This is a genomic window from Dokdonia sp. MED134 (assembly GCF_000152925.2).
Taxonomy (GTDB): Bacteria; Bacteroidota; Bacteroidia; order Flavobacteriales; family Flavobacteriaceae; genus Dokdonia.
In genome coordinates this window covers 608,682-630,754 of record NZ_CP009301.1, presented here as the reverse complement: position 1 = coordinate 630,754, position 22,073 = coordinate 608,682, and the positions used below count along the sequence as shown (strand labels likewise).

Here is a 22,073-nt window from a genome sequence, read left to right as displayed (position 1 = left end):
GAACGGAAAGCTCTGTGACTAACGACTATTGACTTAACACCTATGAACATCGATTTTAAAAAACTCCTTCCGCATATTCTAGTTGTACTTGGCTTTATAGTCGTGGCGCTGGTTTACTTCAATCCGGTGTTATCTGGAAAGCGCATTTATCAAAATGATATCAAGCTCTATGAAGGGATGGCAAAGCAACATCGTGACTTTAGAGCAGAGACGGGTGAGGAGACCTACTGGACTAATAGTGCCTTTGGAGGGATGCCTACCTACCAGATGGGAGCGAGGTTTGAGTATGATATGATGGATAAGTTGGACCGTGTGATTCGCTTTTTACCACGCCCAGCAGATTATCTTTTTCTATATTTTATTTCCTTTTATGCATTAATGCTAGTGATGCGCGTCCCTTGGAAGCTTGCTGTAGTTGGTGCGCTTGCCTTTGGCCTTTCTACTTATCTTATTATCATCATAGGCGTTGGGCATAACTCAAAGGTGCACGCCATAGGTTATTTTCCGCTCGTACTTGCGGGTATTATACTTACGTATCAAAAAAGATATCTCTGGGGATTTTTACTCACTGCTGTTGCAATGGGGCTAGAAATACAGGCTAATCACTACCAGATGACCTATTATCTAGGGTTGCTTTGTGTGATTTTAGGGATTGCATACCTCGTAGATGCTATCAAGAAAAAACAACTTCCACATTTCTTTAAAGCTTCGGGAATATTAGTCATTGCCGTACTATTAGGTCTAGCTACAAACGCAACGACCTTACTTGCTACTGCAGAGTATGCAGAGACAAGTATACGTGGTGAGCAATTATTAAAAGATGACCTTGCCAAAGACGCCGTAGAAGACGGTCTTGGTTTTGATTATATCACGCAGTGGAGTTATGGAAAGCTAGAGTCTCTCAATCTCATTGCATCAGATTTTATGGGAACCGGTACCGCTGCCGATTTGGGTCGTGATTCCGCTTTCGCGAAAAAGCTAAGCGAATTAGGAGTTCCTCCTAATGAAGTAAGTTACTATGCGCAAGGAACGAGATTGTACTGGGGAGAACAGCCCTTTGTAGAAGCTCCTCCATACCTTGGAGTAACAGTTTTTGCACTTGCATTATTAGGACTGTTTCTAGTAAATGGAAGATTGCGCTGGTGGTTATTAGCAGGTATGATTGTTTCTTTAGTACTGAGTTGGGGAAAGAACGTAGAAGGGATTACACGTTTCTTTATCGACTACGTGCCATTATACAATAAATTTAGAGCGGTTACGAGTATACAGGTGATTTTAGAATTACTGTTACCTATCGCTGCAATGGTAGGTTTACACAGATTTTTAAACGACCGAGTAGACCAAGCCGAAAAGCAAAAGAAGTTGCTCATCGCTATAGGTTCACTAGCAGGTCTTTTTGTGATACTCTACCTTTTTAGCGGAAGCTTATTTAACCTACGCTCTGCCGCCGAAGGACAGATGGCCATCGAGCAACCAGAAATATTAAATGCCATAAAAGAAGATCGCCTCGCTGTATTAAAAAGTGATGTGTTGAGGTCTTTACTATTTGTGCTTTTTATAGGAACCGCTTTGTGGTTAACGCTCAAGAAAAAGATTTCAGAAAATATCGCCATAATCACCATAGGCGCGCTCATAGTTTTTGACCTTGTAGGTGTAGATAGACGTTCTGTAAATGAAGAAAACTTCATCACCCAGCGACAGTATGATCAAAACTTCCAGATTACTCCAGCAGATGAGGAGATGCTTAAGGATGATAGCTATTTCCGCGTGATTGATCTTGCTCGAGGATTTAATAATAGCCATACTTCGTACTATTTCAATTCGCTTAACGGATATTCTGCTGTACAACCGCGTACGATTGATGATTTATACAATCAGCAGATTGCTCAGGGTAATGCTGAGGTGCTTAATATGTACAATGTAAAATACATCCTTCAAGACAGCGAGCAGGGTATGGGGATAAGCAAAAACCCAGAAGCAAACGGCCCAGCTTGGTTTGTAAATGAAATACAGTACGTACCAGATTATAATGCAGAGTTTGAGGGGCTCACAAAAGTAGACACAAAAAATACAGTACTCATCCGTGAAGAATATCGTGAGGAACTAGGAAACTTCCAGCCGCAGCGTGATAGTACGGCGGTAGTGAAAACTAAAGAGGTACAGCCTAACAAACTGGTGTACCAAGTAGAAAATGGTAGCGATGGCTTTATGGTCTTTGCAGAGAACTATTACAAAAATGGATGGATTGCAACCGTTGATGGTGTAGAAACTACCATTTTACCAGTAAACTATGCCTTGAGAGGTATTAAAGTGCCTGCAGGTGCTCACGAAGTAGTAATGACTTTTGAGCCACAAGTGGTAAAAACCGGAGGGATGATTATGCTGGGTAGTAGTCTATTACTTTTCTTACTAGTTGCCGGAGGAATATTCTACACGGTAAAAAACCGTGATACAGAAGCACAGGCTTAATGAATAACAAGGTACTCATCATCGCATATTATTGGCCGCCCGCTGGTGGTCCTGGTGTGCAGCGATGGCTCAAGTTTACAAAGTTCCTGCCAGAATTTGGGATAGAACCTATTGTTTACGTTCCAGAAAATCCTAGTTATCCTATCGTAGATGATTCTTTGGTTGCTGAGGTTTCAGATAAGGTGACTGTGATTAAACAACCTATTAAAGAGCCGTATGGGTGGGCGAGTACGCTTTCGCGAAAGCAAACTAAAACCATTTCATCGGGCATTTTACCTAAGGAGGGAAAGCAAAGTTTGTTACAAAAAGCGATGCTCTACGTACGTGGTAATTTCTTTGTGCCAGACGCTAGAGTAGGGTGGGTAGCACCTTCTGTGGAGTACTTGAAAAAGTACGTCGATGAAAACGATATTGAAAAAATCATCACTACAGGACCACCGCACAGTCTACATCTCATAGGCAACCAACTCAAAAGCTGGAAACCCAACCTAAGTTGGCTAGCCGATTTTAGAGATCCGTGGACGACTATTGGGTATCACGATAAACTCCGAATGACCGCCAAAACAAAAGCGCGTCACAAGCAGTTAGAAAAGCAAGTACTCACCACTGCAGATCATATCATTGTAACCAGCCCAGGAACAAAAATAGAATTTCAAGCAATTACCGAAAAACCTATTACCGTTATCACAAATGGGTTTGATGATAGAGTAATTACTCCGCATCAACCTACAGAGCGGTTTGTATTATCTCACATAGGTTCTTTACTCTCAGACCGTAATCCGCAGTTGTTGTGGAAGGTGTTGAGAGAATTATGTGATGAGTTGCCAGCCTTTTCTAAAGCGTTAGAAATACAGCTTGTAGGGAAAGTAAGTCAAGAAATCATTGACGCAATAACGGCAGCAGGTCTAGAGTCACAATTGAACCTTGTAGGTTATGTAAGTCACCAAGAAGCACAGCGATTACAAGAACAGGCAAATGCCTTGCTCCTCATAGAAATTAACGCCGAAAAGACTAAAGGCATCATAGCCGGAAAACTTTTTGAATACCTAAGCGCACAGCGACCAATAGTCGCTATAGGTCCAAAGGATGCAGACATAGGAGCTATTATAGAAAAAACAGCAACAGGTAGTTTTGTAGATTACAGTCAGGAAATAAAGTTGAAATCAGTAATTGAAGCGTTATTTACTGGTGACTACAAGTATGCAAGTAATACAACCGAAGTAGCCAAATATCATAGGAGAGAACTCACAGCACAACTGAGTAATTTAATAGCGTAACTATAAAAGAAAACTGTGGGAATCGTATTAAAACAATCTTTTCAGAATCTTATCACGACCTACTTAGGTTTTGGTTTAGGTGCCGTAAACACACTGTTTTTGTACGTGAATTTTATGAGTGACACCTATTATGGCTTAGTAAGCTTTATTCTTTCTACGGCGTTTATTTTAGTACCTTTTCTGGCTTTTGGGGTTCAAAATACGATAGTCAAGTTTTACTCATCTTTTGAGGGAGAAGATCAAGATCGGTTTTTAAGTTGGATGCTGGTTTTGCCACTATTTTTAATTTTACCCATTACTGGAATCACGTATTTCTTACATCAACAAATTGCAGATTTCCTTTCGTCAAAAAATGAGATTGTTGCTGGCTACGTGTGGTATATCTTCATTATCGCCTTGTCGTCGGCTTATTTTGAGATATTTTTCTCTTGGTCTAAGGTGCAGCTCAAAAGTACGTTTGGTAATTTTTTAAAGGAGGTTTTTCATCGTTTGGGCGTGACCTTACTTCTTCTGTTACTGGCTTTTTCTATCATAAATGTGGATACTTTTCTAGTGCTTACGGTTGCCATTTATGTAGTAAGAATGATTGTGATGCTGCTCTATGCCTTTGGACAACGAAAGCCTGTTTTTACGCTTTCGCGAAAGCGTAATCCCTCAAAACTTGATAGACAACGCACCGCTATTATAAAGTACTCCACGCTTATCATTATTGCGGGTTCTGTGGCGACCTTACTTATCGATATAGACAAGTTTATGATAGGTAAATATGTGGCGATAGAAAATGTAGCTTACTATGCAGTTGCTATCTACATCGCAACGGTAATAGGTGTGCCTGCGAGGGCAATGCACCAGATTACATACCCGATGGTGGCTGGTATGCTCAATAATAAACAGTGGGAGGAAATGCGCATACTTTACAAGAAAAGTAGCCTGAGTTTATTAGTGATTTCTGGCTTGTTATTTTTACTGATATGCTGCAACATTAAAAGCCTTTATCTCATTGTAGGTCCAACCTATGCGACGGCACTTTATGTAGTGCTTTGTATAAGTGCTTCAAAACTTTTAGATAACTGTCTGGGTATAAATAATGCTATTGTATTTAATAGTGATTATTATCGCATTGTACTGGCAATAGGAGTTGTGGCGGTAATGGTAGCAGTAATTTTAAATATGGTGTTGATTCCCACTCTGGGGATAAATGGCGCAGGAGTGGCAACGCTTATCGCAACGGTAGGCTACTCGCTTGCCAAATTACTTGTGGTACAGGCCAAATTTAAAATGCAACCATTTTCTAAAAAGTCGTTATTAACCTTTGGAGTGATCGCTACCTTGTTTTGTGGGTTTTACTTTTGGGATTTTTCTTTTAATCCACTAGTGGCAATTGTTGTAAAAGGCACTATGTTAGGAAGTATATACCTCATACTTTCATATAAGCTTAAACTTTCTTTAGATATTAATAACGCGATTGATAGCTTGCTCCGTACTGTGTTTAAAAGATAGAAATTTTACTTAATAACATAGAAAAACCCCGATTTACAATTGTAAATCGAGGCTTTAACAAACCAACCAAAGTTATCGTTAGTATTTGAGAATGAACATTTATCCTCGTACACGTATTTTTTTATTCTTCTTAATCTTTATATTTCTTCCGTTTGCACGCTGTGCTCTGTGTGTACGGTAGTTATAATCTACTAGATCTACAATGTGACCTCTTCTATTATAAATTACCTTCATATCTCCTACACGATCTAGACGACCATTATTATATCTCAAGGCAACAGAACCTATCTGTCTTACTTTACCACGACGGTTGTAATCTATGAGATTGCGACCTACTTTATAAATTTCACCTTGACAGTTATACTTTACAAAAGTGTTATTTCTGTAAGGATATGTTACACCATAAGCGTGTCCTGGCGTACCTTGATTAAAACCTCTGCGCCCTTGTGTGCGAGTTTGATATCTATTACCACGTTGTGTAAAATCAAATTGTCCATTTGTATATACCTCAAAGGTGATACCTCGCTCAGTAAATGTGATAGACTGTGGTACATTGTAACGTGGCCCTCTTTCTGTAGTGTGATCGAGATCTGTCACTGTGTTTGCTTGTGCAGTCATTCCTCCTAGAAACAATACTGCGATTAATAGCTTTTTCATAATATAAAAGTATTAGGGTTGATACGTTACCGTCTTTCGGTGTACGCTTGCTAGTTAGTTTGCAATCAGCGTGCCAGAAATAGAAAAACCTTGTTACGTGCAGTGTTTATAGGTGTTTACGCTTTCGCGAAAATGTATTCGGTATAAATTTTAGAAATTAAAAAAATGCTATTTCAAAACTTTTATAATCAGAAAAGCGCTATTTAATGATATAAATAACGCTTTTCCTCAACCAAACCTCAACCTTAGTTATAGATTTACTTTTTTATATTTTGGATACTTCAGTTCATAAGAAAATTGTTTGCTATTAGATGAAGCAGGAGAGAGCGTAAGTGTCCACTCAAGAATACCAGTATCCTCATCGTATAAAGCATCTCCTGTAATAATTTTTCCTACCTTGATTTCTTTGTTTTGTGATATAGGAACACGATCTACTACTTTTACAGTGATAGGTTTTGATTTATTATTTTTTACAACTACTTCATATTCTTTGTTGATAATACGTTGCGAGCCTATTAAAGATCTAGACTTAAAATTATCTAGTTCCCTACGTTTTACAATCAAATTTGGATCAATACCTAATGATATGGAAAGCTTTTCTGTGGTTTCTAAGGGATTGAGATATGTCTTTCCAGAAAAACTACCCTCAAAATAGACATTTGCCTCACCTGGTAATAAGCTATAGTTAATCCAATCTTTAATGGAAGCAGTTAGAAAAACATTTTCATTTATCGCTGGTGCTACGTAGTATTCATAACTTGCCGGAATCATAAAGCTATCTATCTCGATTACAGTTACGTCACCATCTGAGTTTATGGAGTATGGTTTGTTAATTTCAAATTTTGTATTAGTGATTCCTTCTGTTTTTATATCGCCTGTTGCCGTTGGAATACTACTTAGACCTCGAATTATAATATTATTAGATGATCCAAATGCTCCATTTCCTCTCGTTATTTGTACGCCTGAGGCTTTTCCAGATAAAACTCTAGCGACATCTCCTTCTTCTCTGCTGTTTAATTCTTTGGTTGTTACTTCACTTACTGCATATCCTAATGCTCTTTTTTCTCTTTTAATTCCATAGCCAGTAAGTACAACTTCGTCAAGTGCATTATCTGCTTCTAGATTTGCATTTATCATACTTGCGTGAATTGGAATCTCTTTAGTTTTAAAACCTACAAAAGAAAATAATAGCGTTTCTCCATCATTTACTTGAATTGTATACTTTCCATCAAAGTCAGTTTGTGTTCCGTTTGTTGTCCCTTTCACTATTACATTTGCGCCAGGTAATGGTCCATTATCTTCAGTGACTATTCCCGAGATCGTTTTGATGTTTGGGTTGTATTTATAGTTATAAGCTCTCGTCGTTGTGCTGTTGTTGCGATAATTACGATTTACAAAGCGTAAATACTTTGTATCAACTGTTGGTTTTATGTTATTCGTATTGGGGTCTCCAGTAGACAGCACAAGTTGCACGTTGTCCCAATCTTCACTTGTTTTTTGATACAAATGAGCTTTGTAAGAAACATCTAGCGGAGCGTCTGTACCTGTTGCCTTAATATCATATTCTGGATACCAGCCCGCTTCACGTACATTGTATTTGAGTATTAGATTAAGAGTTGTGGCTTCTTCACTAGATAATTTTAAGGTTATCTGTCCTTTACTTTTCTCTTCTGTGACATTTAGCTCTGTAAATTGCTTTTCTATATCTCTGATGTGTTTCTGTATTTTAGATTTTTCCAATTGAGCATCTACAATCGCATTTTTAATTTCTGTAACACGCGTTCTGTAATAGGTAGAAAGCTCCTTTACTTTAGAAATGTCTAACTCCTTACTAGTACCTCCTAAGCGCTGATTTGCTGAGATAACTTCTTCCTCCTTAGATAATCCGCTCATTTTACTATTAAGTTTAAGTATTTTGACTTCTAAACTTGTTTTTAAAGTATTAAGGCTGTCTATCTGAGCAGAGTTGCGCTTCTCTGTTAGGTAATTAATACCAAAGTTTATTGACAAAATAGATGCGTTGTCCAAACCAGATATTTGGATACTATTTTCGTTAACATCATTAGAAAGATTGTCAAATAATATACTCGTAGTACCGGGTGCAATGGTTACCTGTGATGATCTTTCTACCTGAGCGCCGCTTAAATAAACAGTTACCTTAGATATTTTAGATGGAGTAGGTCTTGGTGGGATTGAGTACGCTTTCGCGAAAGCATAATTTACAAGTAGCAGTAGCGAGGCGAGAAGTGTTAGTTTTTTCATCGGTTTGGTTTTTAAAGTTGCTCAAATCTATGAGTAACTCATACCGACTGAAATAGCCATTGAGGGAAGTGCCCTTATGGTTGAGTAAACATAACACTACATAGGTGTAGTGTCCAAAAACTTACTCTTAAGTTCTGGAGTAGGGATCATACAGGCTTCTTTTTTGCCAAACCATTTATAGCGATTACGGGCAATAAAATCATAAACCGCATCACGCAAGAATCTCGGAAGAATTAGAAACACTGCAAGCAAAGGCCAGCCAGCAGATAGTTGCTTTGCAATGCGAAGCGCCGCCGTAGATTTTGCATAGGCTTTATCTTCAGTCACTAAAATGATAGAGTCTACCTTATCAAGATCTATATGATGTTTTGCTGCAAGTTCTTTTCCTATCTCGCTTTGCAATGGAGCATATCTAAATAGATCCTTCTTATCACGCTGTATGATAAAGGTGATGGCCCCGTTGCACAAATTGCAAACTCCGTCAAAAAGGATGATTTTTTTAGTCATATTAATGATAGGCTAATACTTAGCATTCCTCTTTTTGCGTTGTACGAGCTCTAGTTGTTCTAGAGAAACATTTGTGGTAAACATCCCGTAATCTACGGTGGCTTTGCCTTTTTCTATACTATCTATCACTCCCACAGCCTTACCATCAAACATACGCACGCGATCTCCTTCTCTTAAAATCACCTTTGGTTTTACAACCTCTGGTTCTTTTTTCTTAGCCTCTTTCTTTTTCTCACGTATGACTTTTACGTGCTTTTCGGCTTCTTTTTTTGTGGCGATTGCTTTGGCTTTTTCTGCCTTGGCTTGTTTGGCACTTTGTTTTTTACGCTTACTATTTTCTATCTGTACGATTTTCATAAACTCGGCTACGAGTTCGCGTTTTTTCTTATCGTGATAGAATTTCTTGCTTATGCCATCTAGCTTTGTACCTAAGTAAATCAAGCGCTGGTTACTGTCATACAGTTCTTGGTAAGCCTCTAGTTTGCTTTGTACTTTCTCGTTTATTTCGGCGAGTTGGGCTTTTTCTTTTGCGGCTTGTTGCTCTTTCGCTTTAAGCGAACTTGTAGTTTTTGAAAGTTTGCTGCGCTCCTTTTGTAGGTTTGCGATACTCTTGTCAAAACGTATTTTGCCACGCTCTACCTTTTTCTTAGAACGGTTTATAAGCGAGTAGGGGATGCCATTTTTTTGTGCTACCTCAAAGGTAAAGGAGCTTCCCGCTTCTCCCATATGTAGTTTAAAAAGTGGCTCCAGCGTGCGTGCGTCAAAAAGCATATTTGCATTTACAATCTCTGGCGTCTCGTTTGCCATCATCTTGAGATTTGCATAGTGCGTCGTGATAATACCAAAGGCCTCACGCTCGTGAAAGACCTCAAGAAACGTCTCTGCCAGCGCACCACCCAGCTCAGGATCTGACCCTGTACCAAACTCATCTATAAGAATAAGCGTGTTTTTATCACACTTCTTAAGGAAGTAGTTCATATTCTTAAGGCGGTAGCTGTAGGTACTTAAGTGATTTTCTATACTCTGGTTATCACCTATATCTGTAAGAATCTTATTAAACAGGCACATTCTAGAATACTCGTGTACCGGTATAAGCATACCACTTTGTAGCATTACTTGCAGCAGCCCTACGGTTTTTAAAGTGATACTCTTACCGCCGGCATTAGGTCCAGAAATCACAATAATGCGACTCTCTTGATCTAGGTGTATGTCTTGCGGATACGTCTTCTCATTTTTTGCATTGTTATTAAGAAGAAGTAGCGGGTGATAGGCATCTTTTATGGTAAGTTCCCTATCTGTAGTGATTTTAGGAAGTAAGCCATTCAACTTTTCGGCATACTTCATTTTTGCGGCAATTACATCTATGTCACTCAGTAGTTCTTGATACTCCTCAAATAGCGGAATGAAAGGACGCATCGCATTAGTAAGTTCTTTAAGAATACGTTTTACCTCCTCATCTTCCTCAAAAATAAGATTGTTGAGTTCGCGCTGCGCCTGTAGCGTAGCTTCTGGTTGTATATAAGTGATGCTCCCCGTCTTTGAGCTACCCATAATAGAACCTTTTACCTTGCGTCTATGCATCGCAGTTACAGCAAGTACACGCACATTATCTACTATTGTCTCGCGTATATCATCTAGATAGCCATAACCAGCATACTGCCCTAGTGCGCTAGAGAAGCTTGAGTTTATACGACCTTTAGTTTGGTTAATCGCTCGGCGTAAAGTGCCTAGGGTAGGTGTTGCATCATCGCGCACCTCACCATACTTATCTATTATTCTTGTGACAGCATCTATAATCGCTGTGGTATACTCCGTTTCCCTTACAGTATTATAAAGCGTAGGGTAGAGTTCTTCAAACTTTTTAAAAAACTTGAGGTGGATATTTACCGTTTCAGAGATGCTAGATAGTTTTTTAAAACTCCCCTTCTCGAGGGTACTATCTTCTATGGCTAGGTATTTTAACTCGTGGTCAAGACTATCAAAGCCGTGATTAGGTATTGCACTATCCGCCGTTCTAGAAGACAGATACTCATTAGTCTGATGAAGGCCAAAAAGCGCTTGCTTAGGTGTAGGGTAGGGCTCTATGGTGAGCGCTTTTGCTTTACCTTTTTCTGTCGTACAACGCTCAGAAACCTGTTCACAAACAATATCAAATTCTAAGTCTTGAAGTGTCTTTTTATTGATTTTTATCATAGGGATCTCGCTTTCGCGAAAGCGTAATAGAACCACAACGGCTCTGTAATTATTTCTTTTTTCTCTAGCTTTGAGTTGTCTAATAGCAATGACAAACTCTTATACAAAAATACGGATTATGCACGTAAATATAGAAGACAGCTGGAAGCAAGAACTCACTACCGAATTTGAGAAGCCTTATTTTAAATCGCTTACCACATTTGTAAAGGAGGAGTATGCTACCCACAAGTGCTATCCGCCGGCTGGGGAGATTTTTTCTGCCTTTGATCATTGCCCTTTTGATAAGGTAAAAGTCGTGATTATAGGCCAAGATCCTTACCACGGAGCAGGACAGGCTAACGGACTTTGCTTTTCTGTGCAAGATGGTGTAGCGCATCCTCCATCACTTAAAAATATTTTTAAGGAGCTAGAGACAGATATGGGGCTACCTGCACCAGTATCTGGTAATCTAGATAGATGGGCAGCACAAGGAGTTTTACTTCTCAATGCAACGCTTACAGTAAGAGCAGGCGAGGCAGGATCTCATCAAAAACAAGGCTGGGAGCAGTTTACAGATGTGGTGATAGATACGCTTTCGCGAAAGCGTGAAAACATTATTTTCTTACTCTGGGGAGGATTTGCCAAAAAGAAAGGTAGAAAGATAGATGCGTCAAAACATTTTATCCTACTCTCTGGGCATCCATCACCACTAAGCGCAAACAGAGGGTACTGGTTTGGTAACAAGCATTTTAGTAAGGTAAATGAGATTTTATTGAGTAAAGGAGAAGCACCAATAAACTGGTAAAACAAGACATAAAAAAAACGACGCCGAAAATTTGAATTAGCTTTCAGCGCCGTTCTTAACTTAATATATAATTAGCTTACTCTTCTTCCTCAGTCTCTACTTCTAACCCCTTGTTGCAAGAAAATTGCAGCAGTAAAAAATTTACAGCGACTAGAATTCCTATAACAATAAAAAACGTCGTCATCTAGGGTATTGAAGGTTGGTTGTTGTGCTATAGATGCAAAGAAATAGGAATGGTTGCGTATAAAATCAAAAAAATTATAAATTAATCTTAAATTTTTTTATATCTATCTGATTTTCAATCATTTTTAGATCAAATATTTTAGACTGTACACGTGTTAATTCTTCGTCTGTAATCTGTTTTTGAGACCAAGTGGTCATAGAGAGCCATTGCTGTATGTCTTCTAGTTGTTGCTCGTATCTATTTGCTAGGGTACGGTCTATAGATGGTATTTTCTTAAAATCTGCTGTAACGGTATTAATTAAATCTAGCACAATCTCTATTGATGCCTTATGTTCCTCTATAAACGACTCTCTACCCGCAATTACAAAACAACTCCAAGGAGTAGGAAAGTCACCAAGACGTCTAAAGACTCCATTATCTACAATGGGTTTTGTTGTAAAATGTTCCCACATAAAATAGTCTGCAGTACCTTCAGTGAGTGCTTCTATAGCCCCGTCTAATGTGTTAATCACATTAAACTTAAGAGCACTAGTATCCCAGCCGCGCTGTTCTGCTTGTACGTGTGCCATTACGTGAGAGCCAGACCCAAAACGGCTTATGGCACAGGTTGCGTTCTCAAGTTCTTCTATAGATGTAAATTCACTTTTTGCACCTACGTGTACTCCCCATTGTAAAGGAGATGATACGTAGACTTGCAATATTTTTGATGGATTGCCATTTGCTATGTCTTTTATTATTCCTCCCGTGAGGATAACAGCAAGATCAATCTCTTTATTGCGCAGTGCCTTGTTCATTGCTCCAGTTCCTTCTGGAAACATTATCCACTCTAGATCTATGCCGTGATGAGCAAACATTCCATCCTCTATAGCAAGATGCCAAGGGAGGTTAAAGTGTTCTGGTACTCCACCTATGCGTATTTTAATCATATATTAGGTATGCTTATTCTTTAAGTAGTCAAAAATAGCATATTGTGACCTAATAGCTGTTTTATTTTCATCCTGCTGTCTCACATATGTATTTGAAGCCACAGCATCTTGTATGCGGGCTTTAACCGTATCTTCAAGTTGTAGGGTTAATATATCTAGTAATTCCTTTTTACAGTCAGGCTGTGTGATAGGTACAAGTACTTCTATACGTCTATCTAAGTTACGCGTCATAAGGTCGGCACTTCCCATATACACTTGCTCCTCACCACCGTGATAAAAATAATAGATGCGACCGTGCTCTAAGTATCTATCTAGTATAGAAGTCATATAAATATTGTTACTAAGCCCTTTTATACCAGGTACAAGAGAGCTAAAACCTCGTACCAGCATACGTATTTTTACTCCGGCTTGACTAGCTTTATACAGCAACTTAATCATTTCTTTATCCTCGAGGCTGTTGATTTTTATTTTAATTTCTGCCTTTTGTCCTGCTTGAGCATATTCTATCTCATCATATATAAGTTTTTCAAAAGTGCGACGCGTGGTAAAAGGACTTACTAGTAAGTGTTTGTTGCGCGGTACAATGAGGTCTCCCTGTAGCACTTTAAATACTCTATCGAGTTCTTTACTTAACTTTTTATCTGCAGAGAATAAACCGTGATCTGCATAAATTTTTGAGGTTTTTGCATTAAAATTACCTGTACCTATGTAGATGTATCTTCTGTTTTTACCTTCTTCTTTGCGCTTTACGAGTAAAATTTTAGAATGTACTTTTATTCTTGGGTAACTGTAAATAACGACAGCGCCTTTTTCTTCAAATTTTCCTCCCCATTTTATATTGTTCTCCTCGTCAAAGCGTGCTTTGGCTTCTATAAAAATAAATACCTTCTTATCGTTATCTAAAGCCTTAAGTAGCGCAGTTGTAAGTGGTGACTCATTTGCAACACGATAAAGCGATATTTTAATTTCGGTAACTGTGGGGTCTATAGAGGCTTGTTCTATAAAGCGCTCAACATAGTTAAAAGACATAAAAGGAAAATGCACCAGATGATCGCGCTCTTTTAATGCTGTAAAATAATCGTCTGTATGGGCTAGCGTGCTGTGTGGTATGGAGGGTTGTTCTTGATAATGAAGTTTTGGGTTATCTGTCGGATCGGGAAAACTAAAAAAATCATTAAAGTTATGATAACGACCTCCTGGCATCATATCTACCTTACCTACATTGAGTAATTTTCTTAAGCGTTTTGCATCTTCCTTGTCCATAGACGCGTCATAGAGTAGCCGCGTAGGTTGTCCTTGGTGTCTTCGTTTTAAAGATTCATAAATACGCTCTGCAAGTATACCATCTACCTCATCATCCAGATATAACTCTGCATCTCTTGATATTTTAACCTCATAAATTCCTCTAATAGTTTCGGCAGGAAAAATATCTTGCATTTTATGATGAATGATATCATCTATAAACGTGAGATAATGCGCTCCATTTTCTTCATATAGCTCTAGAAAACGATTTATTTTATCTGAGGGAATATTTACAAATCCTACCTTTTGAGTATCCTTAAATAGCACATAAAAATATAGCGCTTGATCCTGCAAGAAGATATCACCTTGTTTTACATTTACTACAGTTACTTCTAGAAGAGATTTTAATTTTTCTTCATAGTAAGTATCAATAATAGCATCGTGCTTTTCTGTATATAATTTTGAGGTAAGAAGATGTATACCATTTGCCTTAAGCTCTGGTATAATATGTAGTCTAAAGACCTTGCCAAAACGCTCCTGCTGAGTATGTACAGTTTTCTTTATCTCCTTAACAATCTTATTAGGCCTTAGTGAGAGTTCTTTACGTATCTTCTTTTTAACTCTTTTAAGTTGACGCAGCTGTGACACGCGCACACGAAAAAACTCATCGAGATTTGTAGAGTATATGGCAAGAAACTTTATACGCTCATAAAGCGGATTATTTTCTACATCTTCTGCCTCTTGTAATACGCGCTCATTAAAAGCTAGCCAGTTTATATCGCGATGCTTAAAATTAGTCTCGTCTAGTTTAATCATAGGGAGTTTTTCTCAAATGTACAAAAGCGTACTCCCTACAGTTTTAATTATCTGTTAAATGATAAACGGAACCATTACCTCTTTGTTTTATGAGTTTTAAAGCCTTTCTAAAACTTCTTGTATAAGTTTTTCTGTTTGCTCTGTAGGTGTTGTGCTAAAGGTTTTGTTTACTCTATTTGCGAGGATACAGTTTAAAGAAATTGCTCTATGCCCTAATAATTTTGCGAGCCCATAGATGCCAGAAGTTTCCATTTCTAGATTTGTAACGCGCAGGTTGAGTCCGCTTTCGCGAAAGCTAAAAGAACCCAATTTATCATTCATCTCAACGTCGCTCGTTTTAAGTCTAAGCATTCTACCTTGAGGCGCATAAAAACCTATGTTTGTAGCAGTAAAACCTTGGTAAAAATCTGGCTCATTAAATTTTGCTGCTAGCGTTTCATCACAAGACACTATGTAAGGAGCACTCTTTTCTGGAGCCCAGTTCATATGTTTCATAAAAGCCTCTTGCATCTCAGGATGTTGTATGTGCTTACTATCATAAAAATGTAAAAGCGCATCAAGTCCCATAGCGTAGCGACTTATTAAAAATGAGTCTACAGGGATGTCTTTTTGTATAGCCCCACTGGTCCCAATGCGTATAATATCAAGTGTTGTGTGCGTATCTTTTACAGCTCTAGTCTCTAGATCTATATTTACAAGGGCATCTAGTTCATTAAGGACAATGTCAATATTATCTGTACCTATACCGGTTGATATGACGGTAATCTCTTTTCCTTTATAAGTTCCTGTGCTTGTTTTAAACTCACGTTTTTGTGTTGTAAATCGTACACTATCAAAGTATTTTGTAACCGTATCTACACGATCTGGATCACCTACGGTGATAATTGTTGTAGCAATATCTTGCGGTTTAATATTAAGATGATAGATACTCCCGTCTGGGTTAAGTATAAGTTCTGAAGAGGCTATGGCCATATTATAATTTTGTAAGCTGGTGGTTATTTTCATCATAGGTGTAATCATACTTTGATACACCACCTAGGTTGCAAGAATAAGCGATTTTTTGAAATACATTTTTACCCGTATCCAGAATGTTATTAGACTCTTCTGTGAGAGTAAGTACATCATTCTCGAGGATGAAAAATGGTCGCATTCTAGTTATCATTTTAAATAGTTGTATATCTCCATACCCATAGTAACCTTGGTAATTGAGCATATAACCACATAGTTGTTTTTCTGTTTTTATTTCATATTTGCGTATGAGTCTAAGCATATTTGTTTCCAGTGTGTTAAGTCCACTCTGCACGTGCGGAAAACGCTCTTTGTGCGCACTTATACAGTTAGATAAATAGATAAAGCTAGCGTCTTTTGCACGCTGTGGTTTAAGTTTTAAGTGGTCATTACCACAATATAGTCTCCATAAATCATCTGCGAGAAAGATATCGTGGTTTGTAAGCGTTGTCTTGTCTTTATAATGAGCCAGTAGTTGCTGGTCAGATAATTGCGAGAGGCCTTTAAGCTCTTTTTCACCACTTACACGCCCGCTACACACAAGTGAGACAATACCTTTGTAATTTATAGCACGTAAAAAACTTATACAGGCAAGCATATTAATATGACAAAAGAGATCATATTCAAACCATAAGACGACTTCTTCATATAAATGGGCGTCTGCAATAATAGCTAGCTGACTCCCAAATTTATCATCATAAGATCCAGCGTGCTCCGGGTAATTTGATTTAAAAAAAGATATACGTGCCGCTCTAAACTCCTCACTGGCTAGGTTTGCCACTGTCTTACCTTCACACAGCATCTCTCGCCATACCGCATAATCACCTTTTACCTTAAGGGCAAGTAATCTATCATTAAGGCTATCGCCGTTTGTAACGTGTAAAAGCTTTGACATAGGGATGATGTATCTTAAGAGGAAGAAGTAAGCTTATCCGCCTACACGTTTAGTTTTAAAACCTTTATCTTTTAGAAAAGACATAATACGATCTCTATAATCACCTTGTATGATGATACTTTCATTTTTAAAACTACCACCTACACCTAGTAAAACTTTAATCTCTTTTGCAAGAATTTTAAAGTCTAAGGTAGCGCCGGTATACCCTTCTATAATCGTGATGGGTTTTCCTTTACGTTTCTCGTATTTACAAATGAGAGGATCATCTTGTATCCAGAGTGTATCTTCTATGTCAAGATTTTCTGTAACATCTATTTCCGGAGTGTGATCCGGAAAAAGATTCTTTAATTGATCACTTAAGTCCATACTTATTCTTTAATCAACCCTATTTCTACAAGACGCTGATGTAAAAAGTCACCCGCTGTAATATCTTCAAAAGCCTTTGGATGGTTTTCATCTACACACTCGTCAAGACAGTTAAGTTTCATATCTGACCTAGGGTGCATAAAGAAAGGAATACTGTAGCGAGCCGTTCCCCATTGCTCTTTTGGAGGGTTTACCACACGGTGTATAGTAGAACGTAATTTATTATTAGTATGACGCTCTAGCATATCACCTACGTTTATTACAAGCTCATCTTCATTAGGTATGGCATCTATCCACTCGCCATCTTTACGTAGTACTTGTAATCCTCCGGCAGAGGCTCCCATAAGTAAGGTTATGAGGTTTATATCACCGTGAGCACCTGCACGTACGGCACCTTTAGGCTCTTCTGTAATAGGAGGGTAGTGTATAGGTCTTAAGATGCTGTTTCCGTTTCTTGCCCAGTGGTCAAAATAAAACTCATCAAGACCTACATAAAGTGCTAGTGCACGTAATACATAGATTCCTGTTTTTTCTAGCATACGGTATGCTTCCATACCTTTTTCATTAAACGCTGGAACCTCGTTTACAATCACATTTTCTGGATACTCCTCGATAAGATTTGCATCATCATCTGCCTCTTGTCCAAAATGCCAAAACTCTTTTAAGTCACCTTCTTTCTTACCTTTTGCGTGTTCTTTTCCAAAAGAAATATAACCGCGCTGGCCACCGCCACCTTCTATTTCATACTTCTTTTTTGTAGCCTCTGGAAGTGCAAAAAAGTCCTTTACATTCTTATATAAATCATCTACAAGCTCATCATCTAGAAAATGGTTCTTAAGGGATACAAATCCTATTTCTTCATATGCCTTACCTATTTCTTGAACAAACTTATCCTTAGTTGCAGGATCATCGCTCAAAAAATCTGCAAGGTTTACACTTGGTATATTATTCATCTTGTAATCTTTACTGTTGTGTGACGAAGGTAAGCATTTTTAGGGGCTTAACAGCGTTTTTCACATTTTGGAGGCTCAAATTGTTAGTAACTTTTTGTGCGCTTTCGCGAAAGCGTATTGCAACACATTAACACTTGCTTTATGTTAATTTCATTAGTAATTGATTCTCAAAATGATACTTTCATACTAAATCGAAGTTAAACCGATTAGTAATCTATGGTTTGCCGTCAGTATCTTTCTATCTTGAGGTTATGGAAAAGATATTAGTAGCAGGTGCCCACGGTACCACAGGAAAAAAAATAGTAAACCTTTTAAATGAATCACAATACTTCACGCCTATAGCAATGGTGCGTAAGGAGGAGCAAAAATCTTTCTTTGCATCAAAGGGTATAGCAACCGTAATGGGAGATCTTGAGGAAGATGTGACTCCAGTATTTAACCAGCCTTATGATAAAGTACTTTTTGCAGCCGGATCTGGTGGTAAAAAAGTAGTTGCTGTAGACCAAGAAGGAGCAAAGAAGATGATAGATGCTTCAAAACAGAATAACATCAAGAAGTTTGTAATGCTAAGCTCTATGGGTGCAGATAATCCAGAGCAGGCAGAAGACTTACAAGAGTATCTCAAAGCGAAACATAATGCAGATGTATACCTTAAAGAAAGCGGTATTAATTACACAATAGTGCGCCCAGGAAGCTTAACAAATGATGAGCTCACAAATAAAATTGAGCTACAAGAAAAGCTAGGAAAACACGGAGAGATAAGTCGTAATGATGTAGCTCAAACGCTGGTACGCTCTCTTAATGATGATGTAGCAAATAGAGAGACTTTTGAAATTATAAAAGGAGATACGCTCATAGCAGACGCCTTAAATAAAGTAGCAGTAGAGGAGGCATAATCACTGCTTTTTAAATTATTTACAAATTTTATGAGAAGCTAGTAGCTCGTATGTACTACATATGAGCTACTAGCTTTTTTGCATATACGTACTTATTGATGAGCTTATTAGCTCAACATTTTACGGCAAGTCTTCGTTAGGCAATAATGATTACATTTGGTTATATCAAACACAACCTAATGGCTACGCATACAAAAAACACACTCTCATTTAATTATAATCGAGGTACTCTTGATGACAAAGTACTCTTGCAATTGTACAGAGCGATGCTCAAACCTCGTATGATAGAGGAGAAAATGCTCATCTTGCTTAGACAAGGCAAAATCTCAAAATGGTTTTCTGGTATAGGCCAAGAGGCCATTTCTGTAGGAGTTACATCTGCAATGCGCGACGAAGAGTATATCTTGCCTATGCACCGCAATCTAGGAGTGTTTACCACGAGAGAGATACCGTTGTATAGATTGTTTACACAATGGCAGGGTAAAATGAGTGGTTTTACAAAAGGAAGGGACCGTAGTTTTCACTTTGGCACTCAAGAATACAATATTGTGGGAATGATATCACATCTGGGTCCACAACTTGGTGTGGCAGATGGGATCGCGCTTGCTCATAAATTAAGAGAAGAGAAAGCCGTAACGGCCGTTTTTACAGGAGAGGGTGGTACGAGTGAAGGAGATTTTCACGAGGCGCTCAATGTAGCGTCTGTATGGCAGCTGCCCGTACTTTTTTGCATAGAGAATAACGGCTACGGACTCTCGACACCTACTAGCGAGCAGTATAATTGTGAGCATCTTGCTCACAGAGCTCAGGGCTACGGGATGGAGTCACAAATTATAGATGGTAATAACATACTTGAAGTCTACACACAAATTTCAAGAATAACAGAGGACATACGTAATAACCCGCGACCGGTACTTATAGAGTTTAAAACCTTTAGAATGCGGGGCCACGAGGAAGCTAGTGGTACAAAATACGTACCTCAGGAGCTTATGGATATGTGGGCAAAGAAAGATCCGCTTAGTAATTATGAGGCCTATCTGAAGCAAGAAGGTATACTTTCGGCTACGGTAAAAGAACGGTATGCCGTTGAGATTAAGAATGAAATAAATGAACACCTAGAAAAGTCATATCAAGAGGAGCAAATCACTCCAGATCTCAACACAGAGATGGAAGATGTGTATGCACCTTTCCGCTTTCGCGAAAGCGTACCCAGCAACACTACAGAAGAGCTAAGACTCATAGATGCTATCTCTCAAGGCTTGCGCCAGTCTATGGAAAAGTATGACGATCTTGTGATTATGGGACAAGATGTGGCAGAATATGGCGGTGTTTTTAAAATAACCGAAGGCTTTGTAGCGCAGTTTGGTAAAGAACGCGTGCGCAATACACCTATTTGTGAGAGCGCCATTGTTGAGACTGCAATGGGTCTTGCTATAAATGGAAAAAAAGCAATGATGGAAATGCAGTTTTCTGATTTTGCAACCTCGGGTTTTAATCCTATTGTAAACTACCTGGCTAAGTCACATTACAGATGGTCACAACCGGCAGATGTGGTAGTGCGTATGCCTTGTGGAGCAGGCGTGGCTGCTGGACCTTTTCACTCTCAAACTAATGAAGCCTGGTTTACACATACACCAGGTCTTAAGGTGGTTTTTCCTGCTTTTCCTGCAGATGCCAAAGGATTACTTGCAACGGCTATAGAAGATCCAAATCCAGTGCTATTCTTTGAACATAAAAAGCTATACAGAAGTATAAGACAAGAAGTGCCTACAGATTATTACACAATCCCGTTAGGTAAGGCTGCACTAGTAAGAGAAGGGGCACAACTTACCATCATCACCTACGGAGCAGGGGTGCACTGGGCGCTTGACTTATTAAATAAAAGAACAGAACTATCTGTAGATCTTATAGACTTGAGAACACTACAACCACTAGATAAGGAGAGCATCATCGCATCTGTTTGTAAAACGGGTAAGGCATTATTACTTACAGAAGATTCTGGCTTTGGGTCTATTATGTCAGATATTTCGGCCCTTATAATGGAATCTTGTTTTGAGAAGCTAGACGCACCGGTAAAACGTGTGACAAGTTTAGATACTCCTATTCCTTTTGATGCAAATCTAGAGCAGCAATACTTACCATTAGAGCGTCTAGAAAGTGCGCTTCAAGAGCTCATAGACTATTAAGAATTTACACTAGATTATTATTTAAAAAGGGCTTCATATATGAAGCCCTTCTTTTTATGGGGTTGAAAATGTTAATGTTTTAAGTAAAAATGAGTTAAAAGGTAGAATCTTGGCTATCGGTTAACATTTAGCCGTTAAAGGCTGCTAAAGTCTAAAAAAAACGCAACAAATGGCGATACTTTTACACCATACTAATCAATAAAACAATCACATTATGTTACGTTACACAATCATATTTATTATTATCGCTATTATCGCTGCAATCTTTGGATTTGGTGGTATAGCCTCTGGAGCAGAGAGTATTGCAAAGATCTTATTCTTTATCTTCATTGTATTATTTGTACTATCATTAGTAAGTCGTTTATTTAAGAGATAATACGTACTTATAGAAAATATCTGGCAATCTTTCATTTTTTTGAGAGATTGCCTTTTTACTTTAAAACCTAACTATTATGAAATATTTAAAAATGTCAATGCTAGTTGTTGTACTAGCTGTGATTACAAGTTGTGGTTCTACATCTGTTATTAAAGAATCAAAGAAAACACTTAAAGGAACCTGGACACTTAACGATGTGAGTTATGACCGTGCAGGTACTTATAATATAAACCTTTTGAACGATGCTTCTGAGGAGTGTATGGAAGGTAGTACTTGGAGATTTATACCTAATAATAATTTTGGAAACTATGAACTTTCGGGCGCGAGCTGCGATACCGAAAAAAGATACTTCGTTTGGTCTATACCTGATAACGAAGGCGATGACATGAATTATGACATCTTATTAAAGCCTACAGATGCAAAGATGAAATCTGATACTAATACCGGTTTTAGAATAGCCATTTCTTACCTTTCTGATAGCCAGTTACAAATGACGCAAACGGTAAATGTAGAGGGATCACCATTCAAAATCACAATGAATTTTACTAAGAACGCAGAGTAATTATAACACATCAA

18 protein-coding genes are annotated in these 22,073 nt (G+C 38.3%); 8 read left to right on the top strand and 10 right to left on the bottom strand.

Annotated features, from left to right (window positions below):
• The first annotated feature begins 42 nt into the window (after positions 1-42).
• From MED134_RS02740 to MED134_RS02730, 3 genes are read left to right on the top strand one after another with little or no spacing between them, the layout of a single operon-like run.
• Positions 43-2,469: a YfhO family protein gene (locus MED134_RS02740; RefSeq protein ID WP_021778899.1), complete on the top strand. Its 2,427-nt coding sequence runs from the start codon at positions 43-45 to the stop codon at positions 2,467-2,469.
• Positions 2,469-3,746: a tpr/glycosyl transferase gene (locus MED134_RS02735; RefSeq protein ID WP_021778900.1), complete on the top strand. Its 1,278-nt coding sequence runs from the start codon at positions 2,469-2,471 to the stop codon at positions 3,744-3,746. The genes MED134_RS02740 and MED134_RS02735 overlap by 1 nt, the downstream gene beginning before the upstream one ends.
• A 15-nt stretch (positions 3,747-3,761) precedes the next feature.
• On the top strand, positions 3,762-5,246 hold the full coding sequence (locus MED134_RS02730) for a polysaccharide biosynthesis C-terminal domain-containing protein (protein WP_021778901.1): 1,485 nt from the start codon (positions 3,762-3,764) through the stop codon (positions 5,244-5,246).
• Positions 5,247-5,345: 99 nt separating this feature from the next.
• Here the strand turns inward: MED134_RS02730 and MED134_RS02725 are convergent, their stop codons facing one another.
• The 4 genes from MED134_RS02725 to MED134_RS02710 all read right to left on the bottom strand — a co-directional run bounded on the left by MED134_RS02725 (position 5,346) and on the right by MED134_RS02710 (position 10,865).
• The gene (locus MED134_RS02725; protein WP_021778902.1) at positions 5,346-5,903 is read right to left on the bottom strand and encodes a hypothetical protein; all 558 of its coding nucleotides are present in this window, start codon (positions 5,901-5,903) and stop codon (positions 5,346-5,348) included.
• Between the two features lie 249 nt (positions 5,904-6,152).
• Entirely contained in the window at positions 6,153-8,165 is a 2,013-nt protein-coding gene (locus MED134_RS02720; RefSeq protein ID WP_021778903.1) for a mucoidy inhibitor MuiA family protein, read from the bottom strand.
• A 96-nt stretch (positions 8,166-8,261) separates the two neighbouring features.
• On the bottom strand, positions 8,262-8,672 hold the full coding sequence (locus tag MED134_RS02715; protein WP_021778904.1) for a thiol-disulfide oxidoreductase DCC family protein: 411 nt from the start codon (positions 8,670-8,672) through the stop codon (positions 8,262-8,264).
• 12 nt (positions 8,673-8,684) lie between these two features.
• Positions 8,685-10,865 (bottom strand): endonuclease MutS2, encoded by a 2,181-nt coding sequence (locus MED134_RS02710; protein ID WP_021778905.1) that lies wholly within the window; start codon positions 10,863-10,865, stop codon positions 8,685-8,687.
• 118 nt (positions 10,866-10,983) lie between these two features.
• Here MED134_RS02710 and MED134_RS02705 point away from each other — a divergent pair, with 118 nt between their 5' ends.
• Positions 10,984-11,649 carry a uracil-DNA glycosylase gene (locus tag MED134_RS02705; protein WP_038596959.1) on the top strand — a complete coding sequence of 222 codons (666 nt, stop codon included), beginning with the start codon at positions 10,984-10,986 and terminating at the stop codon, positions 11,647-11,649.
• 258 nt (positions 11,650-11,907) lie between these two features.
• On the opposite strand, the gene MED134_RS02700 is transcribed toward MED134_RS02705, so the two are convergent.
• From MED134_RS02700 to MED134_RS02675, 6 genes are all read right to left on the bottom strand, one after another.
• On the bottom strand, positions 11,908-12,759 hold the full coding sequence (locus MED134_RS02700) for a substrate-binding domain-containing protein (protein WP_021778908.1): 852 nt from the start codon (positions 12,757-12,759) through the stop codon (positions 11,908-11,910).
• Between the two features lie 3 nt (positions 12,760-12,762).
• Complete coding sequence (gene ppk1, locus MED134_RS02695; protein WP_021778909.1) at positions 12,763-14,817, bottom strand: polyphosphate kinase 1; 2,055 nt, start codon at positions 14,815-14,817, stop codon at positions 12,763-12,765.
• A gap of 96 nt (positions 14,818-14,913) precedes the next feature.
• Positions 14,914-15,789: a nucleoside phosphorylase gene (locus MED134_RS02690; protein ID WP_038600828.1), complete on the bottom strand. Its 876-nt coding sequence runs from the start codon at positions 15,787-15,789 to the stop codon at positions 14,914-14,916.
• A 1-nt stretch (position 15,790) separates the two neighbouring features.
• Positions 15,791-16,720, bottom strand: coding sequence for a hypothetical protein (locus MED134_RS02685; protein WP_021778911.1), 930 nt, complete (start codon positions 16,718-16,720; stop codon positions 15,791-15,793).
• Positions 16,721-16,753: 33 nt separating this feature from the next.
• Positions 16,754-17,086 (bottom strand): translation initiation factor, encoded by a 333-nt coding sequence (locus tag MED134_RS02680; protein ID WP_021778912.1) that lies wholly within the window; start codon positions 17,084-17,086, stop codon positions 16,754-16,756.
• A gap of 2 nt (positions 17,087-17,088) precedes the next feature.
• On the bottom strand, positions 17,089-18,039 hold the full coding sequence (locus MED134_RS02675; protein ID WP_021778913.1) for an isopenicillin N synthase family dioxygenase: 951 nt from the start codon (positions 18,037-18,039) through the stop codon (positions 17,089-17,091).
• Positions 18,040-18,290: 251 nt separating this feature from the next.
• On the opposite strand from MED134_RS02675, the gene MED134_RS02670 reads away from it, so the two are divergent.
• From MED134_RS02670 to MED134_RS02655, 4 genes are all read left to right on the top strand, one after another.
• Positions 18,291-18,935 (top strand): SDR family oxidoreductase, encoded by a 645-nt coding sequence (locus MED134_RS02670; protein ID WP_021778914.1) that lies wholly within the window; start codon positions 18,291-18,293, stop codon positions 18,933-18,935.
• Between the two features lie 179 nt (positions 18,936-19,114).
• Positions 19,115-21,121 (top strand): thiamine pyrophosphate-dependent enzyme, encoded by a 2,007-nt coding sequence (locus MED134_RS02665; RefSeq protein WP_038596955.1) that lies wholly within the window; start codon positions 19,115-19,117, stop codon positions 21,119-21,121.
• Positions 21,122-21,335: 214 nt separating this feature from the next.
• Positions 21,336-21,497: a DUF1328 family protein gene (locus tag MED134_RS14855; protein WP_021778916.1), complete on the top strand. Its 162-nt coding sequence runs from the start codon at positions 21,336-21,338 to the stop codon at positions 21,495-21,497.
• A 76-nt stretch (positions 21,498-21,573) separates the two neighbouring features.
• On the top strand, positions 21,574-22,059 hold the full coding sequence (locus MED134_RS02655; RefSeq protein WP_038596952.1) for a lipocalin family protein: 486 nt from the start codon (positions 21,574-21,576) through the stop codon (positions 22,057-22,059).
• Positions 22,060-22,073: the final 14 nt, after the last annotated feature.